Annotated in this window: 10 protein-coding genes; 6 read left to right on the top strand and 4 right to left on the bottom strand. The window is 68.1% G+C overall.

The annotated features are described in order from the left end of the window. Positions 1-44: 44 nt before the first annotated feature. Both queA and PO605_RS04520 read right to left on the bottom strand, forming a co-directional pair. Positions 45-1,145, bottom strand: coding sequence for a tRNA preQ1(34) S-adenosylmethionine ribosyltransferase-isomerase QueA (queA, locus tag PO605_RS04525; protein ID WP_016449150.1), 1,101 nt, complete (start codon positions 1,143-1,145; stop codon positions 45-47). Between the two features lie 97 nt (positions 1,146-1,242). Then, the gene (locus tag PO605_RS04520; protein WP_047472613.1) at positions 1,243-2,496 is read right to left on the bottom strand and encodes an HD-GYP domain-containing protein; all 1,254 of its coding nucleotides are present in this window, start codon (positions 2,494-2,496) and stop codon (positions 1,243-1,245) included. A 184-nt stretch (positions 2,497-2,680) separates the two neighbouring features. On the opposite strand from PO605_RS04520, the gene recG reads away from it, so the two are divergent. The 6 genes from recG to ubiA all read left to right on the top strand — a co-directional run bounded on the left by recG (position 2,681) and on the right by ubiA (position 9,807). After that, positions 2,681-4,945, top strand: coding sequence for an ATP-dependent DNA helicase RecG (recG, locus tag PO605_RS04515; RefSeq protein WP_047472614.1), 2,265 nt, complete (start codon positions 2,681-2,683; stop codon positions 4,943-4,945). 344 nt (positions 4,946-5,289) lie between these two features. Continuing rightward, positions 5,290-6,063, top strand: coding sequence for an MHYT domain-containing protein (locus tag PO605_RS04510; protein ID WP_043789162.1), 774 nt, complete (start codon positions 5,290-5,292; stop codon positions 6,061-6,063). A 226-nt stretch (positions 6,064-6,289) separates the two neighbouring features. Further along, on the top strand, positions 6,290-7,255 hold the full coding sequence (locus PO605_RS04505; protein ID WP_016449154.1) for a LysR substrate-binding domain-containing protein: 966 nt from the start codon (positions 6,290-6,292) through the stop codon (positions 7,253-7,255). Between the two features lie 120 nt (positions 7,256-7,375). After that, entirely contained in the window at positions 7,376-7,963 is a 588-nt protein-coding gene (locus tag PO605_RS04500; protein ID WP_016449155.1) for a Dps family protein, read from the top strand. Between the two features lie 50 nt (positions 7,964-8,013). After that, entirely contained in the window at positions 8,014-8,811 is a 798-nt protein-coding gene (locus PO605_RS04495) for a phosphatase PAP2 family protein (protein ID WP_047472616.1), read from the top strand. Positions 8,812-8,937: 126 nt separating this feature from the next. After that, a complete protein-coding gene (gene ubiA, locus PO605_RS04490; RefSeq protein ID WP_016449157.1) occupies positions 8,938-9,807 on the top strand; it encodes a 4-hydroxybenzoate octaprenyltransferase in 870 nt (289 codons plus the stop codon). On the opposite strand, the gene PO605_RS04485 is transcribed toward ubiA, so the two are convergent. Next, entirely contained in the window at positions 9,740-12,598 is a 2,859-nt protein-coding gene (locus tag PO605_RS04485) for a DUF7948 domain-containing protein (protein WP_272206141.1), read from the bottom strand. The genes ubiA and PO605_RS04485 overlap by 68 nt on opposite strands. Positions 12,599-12,822: 224 nt before the next feature. After that, positions 12,823-15,834 carry a DUF7948 domain-containing protein gene (locus PO605_RS04480; protein WP_272206140.1) on the bottom strand — a complete coding sequence of 1,004 codons (3,012 nt, stop codon included), beginning with the start codon at positions 15,832-15,834 and terminating at the stop codon, positions 12,823-12,825. Positions 15,835-16,047: the final 213 nt, after the last annotated feature.

Genomic DNA, 16,047 nt, shown 5'->3' with positions numbered 1-16,047 from the left:
CGGCCTGAGGCGAGGGACACCAAGCAAGGGCCTAAGCCGGCCGCTCAGGGGGTGCTTTTCTTCTTCAACAGCATGGAGTCGCCATAGCTGAAGAAGCGGTACTCCTGCGCGATCGCATGGCGGTACAGCGCCATCACCTGCTCGTAGCCGGCGAAGGCGCTGACCAGCATCATCAGCGTGCTCTTGGGCAGGTGGAAGTTGGTGATCAGCAGATCGACCACCTGGTACTCGAAGCCCGGTGTGATGAAGATGCGCGTATCGCCTGAGAAGTTGCCCGTCTGGGCCCAGGACTCCAGCGTGCGCACCGTGGTCGTGCCCACGGCGATGATGCGGCCGCCGCGCTGGCGGCAGCGTTCCAGCGCGGCCAGGGTGGCCAGCGGGATTTCGTACCACTCGCTGTGCATCTGGTGGTCGGCCAGGTTCTCGGTCTTCACGGGCTGGAAGGTGCCGGCGCCCACGTGCAGCGTGACGCTGGCGCGTTCGATGCCGCGCTCGGCCAGGCGGGCCAGCACGGCGTCGTCGAAGTGCAGGGCGGCCGTGGGTGCGGCCACGGCGCCGGGGCGGGCCGCGAAGACGGTCTGGTAGCGCTCGCTGTCTTCGGCGGCATCGGGGTCGTTGCCGGTTTCCTGGTGGCGCTCGATGTAGGGCGGCAGCGGCAGATGGCCGAAGCGCTCCATCAGCTCATGGGGCGTCTCGCCGCGCGGGCCTTCAAAGCTCAGGTGGAACAGCGGGCCGTTCTCGTCGGGCCAGCGGCCACGCAGCACGGCGTCGAAGCCGCCACCGTTCTTGCCGCCGCACAGGTGGATGCGCGAGCCGGGCAGGGGCTTCTTGCTGACGCGCATGTGGGCCACGACGTCGTTGCCTTCGAGCACGCGCTCGACCAGCAGCTCCAGCCGGCCGCCGCTGGCCTTCTCACCGAAGATGCGCGCCTTGATCACGCGCGTGTCGTTGAACACCAGCAGGTCGCCGGGCTGCAGCAGATCGGGCAGCTCGTGGAAGATGCGGTCGGCGGGCGGGTTGGCATCGTCGCGGCCGTCGAGCAGGCGCGAGGCACTGCGCTGGGCGGCAGGATGCTGGGCAATCAGCTTCTCGGGAAGCTCGAAGTCGAAATCGCTGAGCGAGAACACACGGGACAGGGAGGACATGCAGTGCTTGAGGGCCGGACATGGCCCGTTCCAAGTTCGTTGAACGGAAGCTGGCAATTGTCGCAAACCCTGGGGTCATCCCCGGAATTGCCGGTGATCACCTGGCCATGGCGGCCTGGGGCTGGCGCTCGAACTCCAGCCACAGCGATTCCAGATCGGGGAAGTCCCAGTCCGCAGGGTCTTCGCGCGCGATGATGCGGTCGTTGCCCTGGCTTTCGGACAGGTCCTCGATCTCCGGCGTGATGCGGCAGGACTGGCGCAGCGAATAGAAGACCTTGACGCGCGGCGCCAGCAGGCTGGCCGGCGAGGCATCGACCACCACCGCCAGACGCTGCGAATGCAGGCGCACCAGCGAGCCCAGCGGGTAGATGCCCACGGTCTGCACGAACTGCTCGAACAGCCGCTTGTCGAAATGGCGCGGACTCCACTCGGCCATGCGACGCAGCGCCTCCGAAGGCGGCCAGCCCTTCTTGTAGGGCCGGTCCGAGGTGATGGCATCGTAGACGTCGCAGATCGCCGTCATGCGCGCCAGCAGGCCGATGTCGCCATGCTGCAGCCCGTCGGGGTAGCCGCTGCCGTCCACCTTTTCATGGTGGTGCAGGCAGGCATCGATGACCTCGTCGTCCAGGCCCAGCGGGCGCAGCAGCTGCTCGCCGTGGCGTGGATGGGCGCGCATCAGCGCCCATTCGGCGTCGTCCAGCGGGCCGGGCTTGTTGAGCACGGTCACCGGAATGGCGGTCTTGCCCAGATCGTGCATGAGGCCGGCCATGCCGGCCTTGCGCAGGCTGTGGTCGTCCAGGCCCATGCGCTTGGCCAGGGCCACCATCAGCGCGCACACGGCCAGACTGTGCATGTAGGTGTAGTCGTCGGCGGTCTTCAGGCGGGCCAGGCCGATCAGCGCATGGGGATTGCGTGCCACGGAGGCCGTCACATCGTCCACCAGCTGTCCGGCGGCAGAGGCGTCCACGGGCCGGCCCAGCCGCGCATCGCTGAACAGGCGGCTCAGCAATTGCCTGGCCTGGGCGCAGGTCTGGGCCGCGCGGCGCAGCTCGGTGGCGGTGGAGATGGGGGCCGTGCTCTGCTCGGACGCAGGGCGGGCGTTGTCGGGGATCTGGTGGCGAAGCTCGTCCTGCGGGTCGAAGCGCAGGCAGGGCACCTGCACGCCCACGTCCAGGCCTTTGCGCACATCGATCCAGACCTCCTGGATGGAGGTGGCGCGCAGACGCTGGAGATCGGCCTCGGAGCGAAGCAGGAAACGGGTTCGCCAAAAGGGATGCTCCATCCAGGAGCCGCAGAACTCGTGCAGGAACATGCCCAGAGTGACATGCTGGACATTGATACGCTTCAACATGGCATTCGGTGGCGGGGTAACACTACGTAACGTCAGCCTGCATGGTAGCGGCTTCCCCAGAGACCCGGGGCGTCAAGGGTGCTTTGGGCAGGGCCGGCCGGCATGAACGTGGCGTGTTGCCTACACCTGTATATTCATACACTATGCTGCCAGACAACGCGCATGTTCTGAAACAGGAAAGCCCATGCCCCTGAACGTCTCCTCTGCCTTTCCCGACCTGGGGCGCGACGCCCCTGGTGGCAAGGCCGCGCGCGCCGGCAAGGCAAAGGCTGGCGCAGGCAAGGGCGGCGCCAGGAAGGCCGGCAAGGCCTCGGCCACTTCGGGCGACAAGGCCGCCTCGCCTGCACAGCCCGCCGCCAGGCCTGCCGCCAGTCCCGCGCAGAAGGCGCTGCAGAAAATGGGACTGGTGCGCGACATCGACCTGGCGCTGCACCTGCCGCTGCGCTATGAGGACGAGACCCGCATCACCGCGCTGCGCAATGCGCGCGAAGGCGATACGGTGCAGATCGAGGCCACGGTCACCCACAGCGAAGTGCAACTGCGCCCTCGCCGCATGCTCAAGGTCACGGTGGACGACGGCACGGCCGAATGCGTGCTGACCTTCTTCAGCTTCTACCCTTCGCACCAGAAAACCCTGTCCGTGGGCGCGCGGCTGCGCATACGCGGCGAGGTCAAGGGCGGCTTCTGGGGGCGGCAGATGCTGCACCCCGCGTTCCGCGCGGCCGGAGGGGATCTGCCCACGGCGCTCACGCCCGTCTATCCGGTGGCGGCAGGACTGCCCCAGGCCTATATCCGCCGCGCAGCGGCCACGGCCATGCTGCGGGCCGACCTCTCCGATACGCTGCCCGCAGGAGAGCACCCGCCCGTGGCCCATTTCCACGGCAACGGCGGGCTGCCGCCGCTGTTCAGCCTGCGTGACGCGCTGCAGTTCCTGCACCATCCCACGCCCGATGTGGCCCTGGCCACGCTGGAAGACCATTCGCATCCGGCCTGGCAGCGCCTGAAGGCCGAGGAACTGCTGGCCCAGCAACTGTCGCAATACGAGGCCAAGCGCGAGCGCGCGCGGCTCAGGGCGCCCGTGCTGCGCGCATTGCCCATGGACAGCGCCCAGGGACTGGCGCGCCAGTTTCTCGACCAGTTGCCCTTTGGCCTGACCGGTGCCCAGCAGCGCGTGGTGGGCGAGATCCTCGCCGACATGCAGCGCCGCATGCCCATGCACCGGCTGCTGCAGGGCGATGTGGGATCGGGCAAGACGGTGGTGGCGGCGCTGTCGGCCGTGGCCTGCATCGAGGCCGGCTGGCAGTGCGCGCTGATGGCGCCCACCGAAATCCTGGCCGAGCAGCATTTCGGCAAGCTGGTCAGCTGGCTGGAGCCGCTGCTGGCCCCGCTGGGCAAGCGCGTGGCCTGGCTGGCCGGCGCGCAGAAGAAGAAGGAGCGCACCGCCATGCTGGAGCTGGTCCGCAGCGGCGAGGCGGCCCTGGTGGTGGGCACGCATGCCGTCATCCAGGACCAGGTGGAGTTCAAGAACCTGGCGCTGGCCGTCATCGACGAGCAGCACCGCTTCGGCGTGGCCCAGCGGCTGGCGCTGCGCCAGAAACTCGCAGCCTCGGGCATGGAGCCCCATCTGCTGATGATGAGCGCCACCCCGATCCCGCGCACCCTGGCCATGAGCTACTACGCCGACCTGGATGTCTCCACCATCGACGAGCTGCCGCCTGGGCGTACGCCCATCGTCACCAAGCTCATTGCCGACAGCCGCAAGGATGAAGTCATCGAACGCATCGGCGCCCAGGTCGCCCAGGGGCGCCAGGTCTACTGGGTGTGTCCGCTGATCGAGGAAAGCGAGGCGCTGGACCTGTCCAACGCCACGGCCACCCACGCCTACCTCAGCGAGATGCTGCCCGATGTCATGGTCGGCCTGCTGCATTCGCGCATGCCCACGGCCGAGAAGAAGGCGGTGATGGAGCTGTTCTCGGCCGGCGTCATGGGCGTGCTGGTCTCCACCACCGTGATCGAAGTTGGCGTCGATGTGCCCAATGCCTCGCTCATGGTGATCGAGCATGCGGAGCGCTTTGGCCTGTCGCAGCTGCACCAGCTGCGCGGGCGCGTGGGACGGGGCGCTGCAGCTTCGGCCTGCGTGCTGCTGTATTCGGTGGGAGACAGCGGCCGCCTGGGCGAGACGGCCAAGGACCGGCTGCGTGCCATGGCCGAAACCAACGACGGCTTCGAGATCGCGCGGCGCGACCTGGAGATTCGCGGTCCGGGCGAATTCCTGGGTGCGCGCCAATCAGGCGCTCCCATGCTGCGCTTTGCCGATCTGGAGCAGGACCTGATGCTGCTCGACTGGGCCCGCGAGCTGGCGCCTCGCATGCTGGAGCAGCACCCGCAACTGGCCCAGAGGCATGTGGACCGCTGGTTGGGCGGCAAGGCCGAATTCCTCAAGGCCTGATGGGCCGGCCCCTGCTTGTGGGATGTTCCTGTTACGTATTTTTACGCGCACGGGCGCTGCCTGGTGGCGGCCTGCTCCGCAGGCCTGCAGCCCGCGCCAGGCAAGGTTTGCGTGTGCGTTGTAGCTGTCGGTAGGGAGCGCTTCATGCGGTCCTGGCGGTGACAGCTGCGCGCGGCGACGGCATTGAGTATTTGTGACATTTTGGTACATTGAGTCGCAAAAAACAGGGTAGGTCCATCCGGGAGGGGATGGCCTGCCACTCCTCCCCCACGCTTCCCCACGGGGAGGACGGCCGTGATCACTCTTGTGTTGTCCCATCTTTCTGAGAATGAGGAGCCGTCCACATGAATGAAGCCGTTCAAGCGAATGAACTCGTCGAGACCTCCTGGCGCATGGGCCTGGTGGCCCTGTCCTATGGCATTGCCGTGCTGGGCTCCTTCGTGGCCCTCACGGCGGCACAGCGCATCCGCGGGCGCACGGGAATCAGCTGGCTGAATCTGCTGGCGGCCGGCACGGCGCTGGGCGGCATAGGCGTGTGGTCCATGCATTTCACGGGCATGCTGGCGCTGAACCTGGGCATGGGCTCGGGCTACTCCATGGTCGAAACCCTGGTGTCCCTGGTGGCTGCCGTCGCTGCGACCTCGGTGGCGCTGGCCTTTGTCGCGCGGCGGCCCGAAAGCGGGTTGCGCGTGCTGGGCGCCGGCACCCTGCTGGGCCTGGGCGTGGCCTTCATGCATTACCTGGGCATGTACGGCATGCGCTTTCCGGGCTTCATCGTCTGGTCCGTTCCCACCGTGGTGCTGTCCGTGGCCATTGCCGTGGTGGCGGCCAGCGCCGCTCTTTGGCTGTCGTTTCGCACCGGCTCGCTGGGCATGCGGGCGCTGGCGGCTGCCGTGATGGGGGCGGCAGTATGCTCCATGCATTACACGGGCATGGCCGCAGCAGACTTTGTATGCATTTCCGAGACACAGCGGTATGCTCGGCCGCAAGGTTTTGCCGTGATCAGCGCTTTGGACCTTCCCGTCTTTACCGTGATCGTGGCCATAGGCCTGGCAGCATTGATAGGCATGGACCAGCTCATGCAACAGCGCGACCGGATGCGCCGGCCGCTGCACTAGGTGGATAAATGCAAAAAGCCGGCAGGTCGGGGAGCGCGCAGTGGTCATGCGTGGACGAGGACTGGCACAATCGAAATAGGACAAATCCTAGAGTCTGCACAGGAACTTTTGAGGGGAGCACCCCGGCAACCGGGCCGCAAGGCCTGGTTGCACAAAGGTTTCGGCCCAGGCTCCAGGTCTAAGACCATCGTATTTCCCGAGGTTCCCTCCCAGACACAGCTCGCCAATGACACTTACCGAACTCAAATACATCGTGGCCGTGGCACGTGAAAAGCATTTTGGCCGCGCCGCCGAAGCCTGTTATGTGTCCCAGCCCACGTTGTCCGTGGCGATCAAAAAGCTGGAGGAGGAGCTCGATGTCAAGCTCTTCGAGCGCAGCGCCGGCGAAGTGTCGGTCACGTCGCTGGGAGAGGAGATCATCCGGCAGGCGCAAAGCGTGCTGGAGCAGGCCGCCGAGATCAAGGAAATCGCCAAGCGCGGCAAGGACCCGCTGTCGGGCGTGCTCACGCTGGGCGTGATCTACACCATCGGCCCCTACCTGCTGCCCGATCTGGTGCGCAACTCCATTCTGCGCACGCCACAGATGCCGCTGATGCTGCAGGAGAACTACACCATCAAGCTGCTGGAGATGCTGCGCACGGGCGAGATCGACTGCGCCATCGTCGCCGAGCCCTTCCCCGACACCGGCCTGGCGCTGGCGCCGCTGTATGACGAGCCCTTCATGGCTGCCGTGCCCAGCACCCATGCGCTGGCCCAGAAGGACCATGTCTCCACCAGCGATCTCAAGAACGAGACCATGCTGCTGCTGGGCTCGGGCCACTGCTTCCGCGACCATGTGCTCCAGGTCTGCCCCGAGTTCGCACGCTATGCCAGCAACGCCGAAGGCATTCGCCGCACCTTCGAAGGTTCGTCGCTGGAGACCATCAAGCACATGGTGGCCGCCGGCATGGGCGTGACCCTGGTGCCGCGCCTGTCCGTGCCCGCCGATGCGCTGGAGACCACGGCGCGCCGCCGCAAAACCGACGAGCCGCACATCCGCTACCTGCCCATCCTCGAGGACGACGGCTCGGCCCCGCCCACGCGCCGCGTGGTCCTGGCCTGGCGCCGCAGCTTCACGCGCTACGAGGCCATCGCCGCCCTGCGCAACGCGGTCTACGCCTGCGCCTTGCCCGGCGTCAAACGCCTGTCCTGATGACTGCACCGCTGCGCGGGCCGTGCCTCCAGGGCCACCGCGCTTGCGTTATCGTTGCTTTCGGTCTCCGGGCGGTCTGCCCGGGGCATATTCCATCCGTACGAAGTTGAAAGGGATCCCATGGCCAAAAATGCCAGCAAAGACAAGTCCGGTGCAAAGAAGCCAGAGGCCGTGCAGGCCGCCAAGACCGTGCAGGCAGCGACGGCCGATGTCGCACCGGTGTCCGTGCGCTCCAGCGCCATCCACATCGGCATCAGCGACAAGGACCGTGCCGCCATCTCCAAGGGCCTGTCGGCCCTGCTGGCCGACACCTACACGCTCTATCTGACAACGCACAACTTCCACTGGAACGTCACGGGCCCGATGTTCAACACACTGCACACCATGTTCATGGGGCAGTACACGGAACTGTGGAACGCCGTTGATCCCATCGCCGAGCGCATCCGCGCCCTGGGCCATTTCGCACCGGGCTCCTATGCCGACTTCGGCAAGCTCACCAGCCTGGCCGACGTGCCCCACGATCCGCCCAAGGCCCTGGAGATGGTGCGCATCCTGGTGGCAGGCCATGAAGCCGTGGCACGCACGGCGCGCAGCCTCTTCCCGCTGGCCGACAAAGCCAGCGACGAGCCCACGGCCGACCTGCTGACCCAGCGCCTGACCGTGCATGAGCAGACCGCCTGGATGCTGCGTGCCCTGCTTGAAGAGTGATGCTGCACATGTCCCAAGCACCTGCCACGGCCCGGGAGTGATGACCGCGCATGCTCCGGACCTGGATTGACGCACACGCCGCCACGAGCGGCCTGTGCCTGGTACTGGCCGCCTTGGGCGGCCTTTTTTTCTACCTGCGCCTGCCCGCCGCCGCGCGGCTGCGCCATGCAGGCCTGCCCATGCCACGCGCCGCATGGCAGGGACTGGTTGCGGCGGGCCTGCTGGCCGCGCTGGCCCTGGGCGTGATGGTGCGCGACATGCTGGGCCTGGGCCAGCCCGCAGGCTGCGCCTCCTGCACCGACTGGCCGGTGCTGGACGATGCCCTGCACCAGTGGCTTGCTGGCCATGCCACCGATGCCTGGGTGCGCCCCGTGGTCGCCTTCACCCAGCTGGGCCATGTGGGCTGGATGGTGTCGCTGTCTGTTGCCGTGCTGGCGCTGCTGCTGTGGCGCCGCGACTGGCTGCATGCGGCCGCCTGGGTGGTGGCCACGGCGGGAGTCGGCCTGTGGATACGCGCCATCAAGACCAGCGTGGGCCGCCCGCGCCCCGTGGGCGGCTGGGTGCCCGAGGGCGGCTTCAGCTTCCCCAGCGGCCACAGCGCCGGCACCTTCGTGCTCTATCTGATGCTGGCCTGGCTGCTGCTGCCGTACCTGCGGCCTGCCTGGCGCTGGTGCGTGGGCCTGGCGGCCCTGGCCGTTGCCCTGGGCGTAGGCGCCAGCCGCGTCGTGCTGCGCGTGCACTATGCCAGCGATGTGCTGGCTGGCTGGCTGCTGGGCCTGGCCTGGATGGCGCTGGTGATCTGTGCCGTGGAGTGGGCGCAAACCCGCGTTGCCGGCAGGCGCTGCTGAGGCGCGCCGCCGAGCCCGCCCGCCCAGCGGCGACAATGCGGGCATTTTCGAATGTGATGCGTGCGATGGTCGGCCCACGGCCGCCATCGGCGCCCAGAAGCCATGCCTACCTCCTCCTCTACGCCCATGCCTGCGCCCCGGCGCAGCAAACTGTCGCTCTACCTGGACCTGGTCCGCTTCAACCGGCCGGCCGGCTGGCTGGTCCTGGTCTGGCCCACGCTGGCCGCACTGTGGGTGGCGGCGGGCGGGTTTCCGGGCTGGCATCTGCTGGTGGTCTTCGTGCTGGGCACGGTGCTGATGCGCAGCGCCGGCTGCTGCATCAACGACATCGCCGACCGCGACTTCGACCGCCACGTCAAGCGCACCACGCAGCGCCCCATCACCTCGGGACTGGTCTCGGTGAAGGAGGCCGCGCTGCTGGGCGCGGCCCTGGCCCTGGTTTCGCTGGGCCTGGTGCTGACCACCCGCTGGGAGGCCGTGGCCTGGTCCGTGCCCGCCGTGCTGTTCACCATCCTCTACCCGTTCACCAAGCGCTTCTTCGCCATGCCCCAGGCGTTTCTGGGCATTGCCTTCAATTTCGGCATCGTCATCGCCTTCGCCGCCGTGCAGGGGCAGGTGCCCGCCACGGCCTGGATTCTGTGGTTGGCCAACATGTTCCTGGTGCTGGCCTATGACACCGAATACGCCATGGTGGACCGTGACGATGACCTCAAGATCGGAATGAAGACCTCGGCCATCACCCTGGGCCGCTTCGACGTGGTGGCCGTCATGGGTTTCTTCGTGCTCTGCGGCCTGCTCACGGTCTGGGCGTTGGCGCCCTTCGGCCTGGCCTGGCCTTTCTGGCTGGGCCTGGCCGTGGCTGCGGCCCAGGTGATCTGGCACTTCACCCTGATCCGCCACCGCACGCGCGAAGGCTGCTTCGTGGCGTTCAGCAAGAGCCACTGGATCGGTGCCAGCCTGTTCGCGGGCGTGGCGCTGGGGTTTGCGCTGCGCTGAGGGCGCCACGCCGCCGCAGTGCGTGCGCTCCGCAGCCTGCCGCCATGGCACCCAGCAGTGCCAGCTGCCAGGCGCCGAGTGCGGGAATGGGCGCCGGAGCGGGCGGTGGCACGGGTGGAGTCACAGGTGGATCCACAGGAGGATCCACAGGAGGATCTACGGGGGGCGGCAAGGTAGGCGGCACCACCGCAGTCAGCGCGATGTCCTGCGCCACCTCGGTGGCCGGCATCCACCGTGCATCGCCGGGCTGGCTGGCGGTCACCGTGCAGATGCCTTCGCCTGCCATCGTGACCCTGTTGCCCGAGACCGTGCAGATGCCTGGCGTCGTGCTGGCATGATCCACCGGCAGGCCGGAGCTGGCCGTGGCGGGCGGGTCGATGGCAAAGGCCGTCCCCGCCTCGAAGGTCCGGCTGGCCTGGGCCGGGAAGTGGATCGCCTGGGTTCTGCGGATGCGGACATCGGCGCTTGCGTCGGCGGGCAGCCAGTGGGCATTGCCCGCCTGGCGGGCCACCAGCGTGCAGATGCCGCCATCGATCATCGTGACCGTGGTGCCCGAGACGGTGCAGACGGCCGGGGTGGGGCTGCTGTAGTCCACCGGCAGGCCGGAGCTGGCCGTGGCGGGAGGGTCTATGGTGAAGGTGGAGCCAGGGCTGCCGAGGACCTGGCTGGCCTGTGGCCCAAAGGTGATGGTCTGGGGGGAGAGGGCGCGCAGGTCCACGGTCAGGAGTGAGACAAAGGCATTGAGGTTCGTGAGCTGTGCTCCGGAGTAGCCGCCGGCCAGAAGCTCGCCAGAAGCAGTGATGTGCAGCGCGGTGACACCATCCAGGCCCCTTGCGCCCAGGTAGGTGCTTTGCTCCCAGGTGCGCAGATCGCCCGACAGGCGTGCCACGTAGCCGGTCTGCAATCCGTCACCGTAGTCAGGCTCGATGGCGCCCGCCATGCCGGGAAAATTGTCGGATGAGGTGTTGCCGGCCACCAGGATCTCGCCCGAAGGAGCGATGGCCAGGGCAGCGATCCAGTCTGGGTTTGCGCCGCCCAGATAGGTGCTCTGCAACAGGGTGCGCAGATCGGCGGACAGCCTTGTGATGTAGCCGGAGTAGTCACCATTGCTTGCAGGCTGCGCACCACCGTTCGTGCCAGGAAAGGCAGAGGACGATGTTTGCCCGGCTGCCACGATCTCTCCCGAGGGGTGGAAGGCCAATGCCGAGAGTGTCTCCCAGCCGTTGCCCCCCAGGTAGGAGCTGCGCACCAGGGTGTGCAGATCATCTGAAAGCAATGCGATGAAGCCGTCGGCATCGCCGCCGATCTCTGGCTGGGCTGCGTGCGCCCTGGCAGGCAGATCGGCGGATCGGGTCTGCCCGCCGGCGAGTATCTCCCCTGAAGGTCCGATGGCGATGCTGGTGATACGGTCCAGTCTCGTACCGCCCAGATAGGTGCTTTGCACCACGGTGCGCAGGTCGGAGGACAGGCGCATGACGAAGCCGTCATTGTCGGCGCTGAGGGCGGGCTGGGCTCCGTTGGCTGTGCGGGGCAGGTCCGTGGCAATTGTGGCCCCGGCCACCACGACCTCCCCCGAGGCAGGAAGGGCCAGGGCGTTGGCGGTCACCCAGCCGTCTCCGGTCAGATAGGTGCTCTGCTCCAGGGTGCGCAGGTCGCCGGAAAGCCGGGCGACGAAGCCCGCAGGAAAGTTGCGGGGCATGGGATGTGCTCCCCCGGCCGTGCCGGGAAAATCGTTGGCCAGTGTCTCGCCGGTCACGACCACGTCACCCGACGCTGTGACGGCCAGTGCGTGAGCCTGGCTACCCCGCGACCCGCTCAGGTACGTGCTCTGTATCAGCTGGCTCAGATCACTGGACAGCCGGGCGACGAAGCCGTGCAATGCAGGCATGCCCTCTGGGGGCGCCGGCTGCGCCCCACCCGCAGTGCCGGGGAAGCGGGTGGACAGGGTCGTGCCAGCCAGCAGCACGTCGCCTGAAGGGGCGGCTGTGGCTATGGCCTCTATCCAGGAGGTCTCGAGGCTACCCAGATAGATGCTCTGCAGCAGCGGATCGATCACCAGCGGCAGCGCCCGGTCATACGCTCCCAGTGCGAACCCGTAGCCATCGCCCTGGCTGTTGAGCGCATATCGCACGGGCACCTCCACGCGCCGCCCCGCAACCTCCTGGAACGCCACGGGAGCTGTATAGGCCACGTCGCCATGGCCTGTGGCGGCCACCAGTTCGCCATCTTCGCCCAGGCGCAGGGACAGCGCGCCGTCCACGCGGACCTGGATCTGCCCGGGGTCGGCCTGCGGCGCCACGTGGAAGAGCTTTTCCACATTGGTGCCGCGCACGGCCAGTTCCACCTGCACGCCGGGCCAGGCCTGGCCCAGGTGCAGGTTGCGGTAGGTCGCCGGCTGGTAGCTGTGGTGGCCGCTGAAGCGGGTGATCTGGGTGGCGGCGGCCTCGCCGCCGGTGGGCGACAGCGACAGCGCGCCGACCAGGGTTTCCGTGAGACTCCAGCCGGGCCGCAGGATGGGGGCGCTCTTGGGCACATCGCCGGCCGCGTTGCTTCTTGCCCATTCCGCCAGCCGTCCCGTGTCGGGCCCGGGCAGGCCGTACACGATCTGCCCCTGGTGCGTGACATGGACGGCGCCCGCGAAGGTGCGGCCCATGAAGGCCACGGCCGGGTCGAACTGGCCGCTGTTGGCTTCGAAGGGCATGGACAGGCCCTGCAGGGCCTGCTGCGCATGCTGCAACTGCGCCGCACCGGGTCTCTCACCCGGCGCTGCATGGGCGGTGCTGGCGGCCATGCATGCGGCTGCTGCCATGGCGAGCCAGAGGAGGGCTGGGCTGCGCCACCGGAGCCAGGGCGCAGGCTGAAGAAAGAGGCTCATGGGGTCTCCCTGAATGCGGCCGCCCCGAGGCAAGCTTGCCTCCGGGTGTGAGCCCCGCAGGCGGAGGCCTGGCGGGGCCGGGTTCCTGGGGCGTGACCGGCACGGGGGCTACCCTCTCCTGCCCGGCCACGCGTGCGTTGCTAGCGAGCGCTGCTATGGCGCGCCCGGCGGCGCAGCGAGATGGCGCCAAGGCCTGCCGCCAGCGTGCCCAGCCAGGCCAGGGCCCAGGGGCCCAGGGTAGGCACGGGGGACGCAGCGCCGGGTCCCGGGCCGGGTGCGGGAGGAGGAGGCGGCGGGAGTGGCGACGGAGGTGAAACGGTGCTGGCCACCAGTTCGATGTCCTGCGACACGTCAGTGGCCGCCAGCCACAGCGTGTTGCCCGGCTGGCTGGCTGTGACCCTGCAGATGCCTGCGCTGACCATGGTCACCGTGGCGCCCGAGACCGTGCAAACGCCGGGCGTGGTGCTGGCGTAGTCCACCGGCAGGTTCGAACTGGCCGTGGCGGGCGGGCCGAGGTCGAAGCTGGCGCCGGCCGTGAAGGGCTGGTCGGCCTGGGCCGGGAAGGTGATCACCTGCGGCCTGCGGATCTGCAGGGTCACGAAGATGCCGTTGGCCGCCAGCCACTGGCCGGGCACGCTGGGCAGCCAGGCTTCCAGCATGCAGGGGCCCGCATCCACCATGGTGACCGTGGTGCCCGAGACGGTGCACACGGCCGGCGTATGGGCGGTGTAGTTCACGGCCAGGCCGGAATTGGCCGTGGCGATCGGGCGGATCTGGAAGGTGTCGCCGGGCGCGGTGAGCACCTGGTCGGCCTGGGGCGGGAAGGCGATGGTCTGGGGGGAGACGGCGCGCAGGTCGGCGGACAGGCGTGTGATGAAGCCGTTTGCAACGCCTGCATTGGTCTCCTGTGCGCCACCGGCCATGCCCGGCAGTTTGCGGGAATAGGTATGGCCGCCCACCACCACTTCCCCGGAGGACGTGATGGCCAATGCGGTGATGGCGTCATCGGACTCGCCGCTCAGGAAGGTGCTCTGCTCCAGCGTGCGCAGGTCGGCGGACAGGCGTGTGACAAAGCCGCTCTGGAAGCCGAAGACGCGATTCGGCTGTGCACCGCCTGCCGTGCCCGGAAAGCCGGAGAATCGGGTATGGCCGCCCACCACCACCTCCCCGGAGGGCGTGATGGCCAATACGGTGATGGCGTCAGAGTCCGCAGCACCCAGGTAGGTGCTCTGCACCAGCGTGCGCAGGTCCCCGGACAGGCGTGTGACGAAGCCGTCCCCGCTGTTGCCGCGGATGAAGTAGTAGTCCGGTTGTGCGCCGCCTGCCGTGCCCGGCAGGTCGTTTGACTCGGTAGATCCGCCCACCACCACTTCCCCGGAGGGCGTGATGGCCAATGCGGTGATGTCGTCATTGAACGCTCCACCCAGGTAGGTGCTCTGTTTCAGCGTGCGCAGATCGGCGGACAGGCGTGTGATGAAGCCGTCCACCGGTCCGAAGAAGCCGTTGTCCGACCCAGGCTTGGGCTGGGCGCTGCCGGTGGTGGCCGGCAGGTTGGGGGAAGTTGTGGATCCGGCGACCAGCACGTCCCCTGAAGGCGTGAGGGCCAGTGCGTTAGGCGACTCCGCTCCGGTGATATAGGTGCTGCGCACCAGCGTGCGCAGGTCCGCCGAGAGCAGGGCTGCAAAGCCGTTGCGGGTATTTGGCGCTATGTCCGCAATGGCCCCCTGTGCCGTACCGGGGAAATCGGAGGAGCGCGTAGATCCGCCCACCACGATGTCGCCCGAGGGGGCGATGGCCAGGGCTGTCAGGTGGTCCTCATCGCCTCCCCCCAGATAGGTGCTCTGCACCAGGGTGCGCAGATCGGCCGACAGGCGGGTGACAAAGCCAGAGCCGCTTGCTGGCTTTGCCGGTTGCGCTCCGTTCTCCGTGCCAGGAAGATTTCCGCTCCAGATGGTGCCCCCCACCACCACATCGCCCGAGGGCAAGATGGCCATGCTGCGGGGGCCTCCATCGCCCAGATAAGTGCTTTGCTCCAGGGTGCGCAGGTCGCCGGACAGGCGTGCCACAAAGAGGTTGCTCGTGCCGCTGGAGGGCTGGGCACCGCCGGCGGTGCCTGGGAAATCGCTGGACTCGGTTACGCCGGCCACCAGCACCTGCCCCGAAGGGGTCACGACCAGGGCGTTAAGGATATCGTAGTCAGACCCGCCCAGGTAGGTGCTCTGCAGGAAGGGGTCGATTACCAGCGGCAGCGCCCGGTCATACGCCCCCAGTGCGAAACCGTAGCCATCGCCCTGGCTGTTGAGTGCGTACTGCACGGGCACCTCCACGCGCCGCCCCGCAACTTCCTGGAACGCCACGGGCGCCGTGTAGGCCACGTCGCCATGGCCTGTGGCGGCCACCAGTTCGCCGCCTTCGCCCAGGCGCAGGGACAGCGCGCCGGCCATCCGTACATGGATCTGCGAAGCGTCGGCTTGCGGGGCCACGTGGAAGAGCTTTTCCACATTGGCACCCCGCACGGCCAGTTCCACCTGCACGCCAGGCCAGGCCTGCCCCAGGTGCAGGTTGCGGTAGGTGGCCGGCTGGTAGCTGTGCGGGCCGCTGAAGCGGGTGATCTGGGTGGCGGCGGCCTCGCCGCCGGTGGGCGACAGCGGCAGTGCGCCGGCCAGGGTTTCGGTGAGGCTCCAGCCGGACACGCGCTGGGGGGGCGGCGGGGTCTCGGGTGGTGCCTGGGGTTGGGTGCCAGAGGGTGTTTTGGGAGGATTCTTGGGGGGCGTCTGGGGAGGTGTCTCGGGCGGGGGGGCCGAGGTCATGCCCTGCTGCTGCGCGGGCGCGGCCAGGCTGTAGACGATCTGACCCTGGCGGGTGACGTGGATCGCGCCCGCGAAGGTGCGGCCCGTGAAGGCCACGGCAGGGTCGAACTGGCCGCTGTTGGCCTCGAACGGCACGGACAGGCCCTGCAGGGCCTGCTGCGCGTGCTGTATCTGCCGGGCCTGGGCGGAGCCAAGCGCTGGCGAATGCACCCGGTGGGGGACAGGACTTTGGGCGGGGCCGGGTACGGCTTGCGCCAGGCCGGCCGATGCCCAGAGCAGGCATGCCGCCAGGGCCGGCTTGCTGCGGCGCCGCCTGGGCACGGAAGAGGGATGGAAACGCATGCTTTCTCCTTGGATGCAGCGAATCCAAGGCAAGCCATGGACAGGGGCGGGCAGGCGATGCACGTCCCGCCGAGGCGGATGCTTGGTGGAAACTGCGGTGGCAGGGCATGACCGGCGCGGGGCTTTCCGCGCTGCCGGTCAATTGCCGATTTCTACCGAGTGCCGCTTGCTTCCACCATCAGAACTATCTGGTTTTTGCACGAATCTGGCGCA

It is taken from the genome of Delftia sp. DT-2 (genome assembly GCF_028401915.1).
In the GTDB taxonomy this organism is placed as follows: Bacteria; Pseudomonadota; Gammaproteobacteria; order Burkholderiales; family Burkholderiaceae_C; genus Comamonas; species Comamonas tsuruhatensis.
The sequence above is the reverse complement of the archived record's forward strand: the minus strand, read 5'-3'. Positions and strand labels throughout refer to the sequence as shown.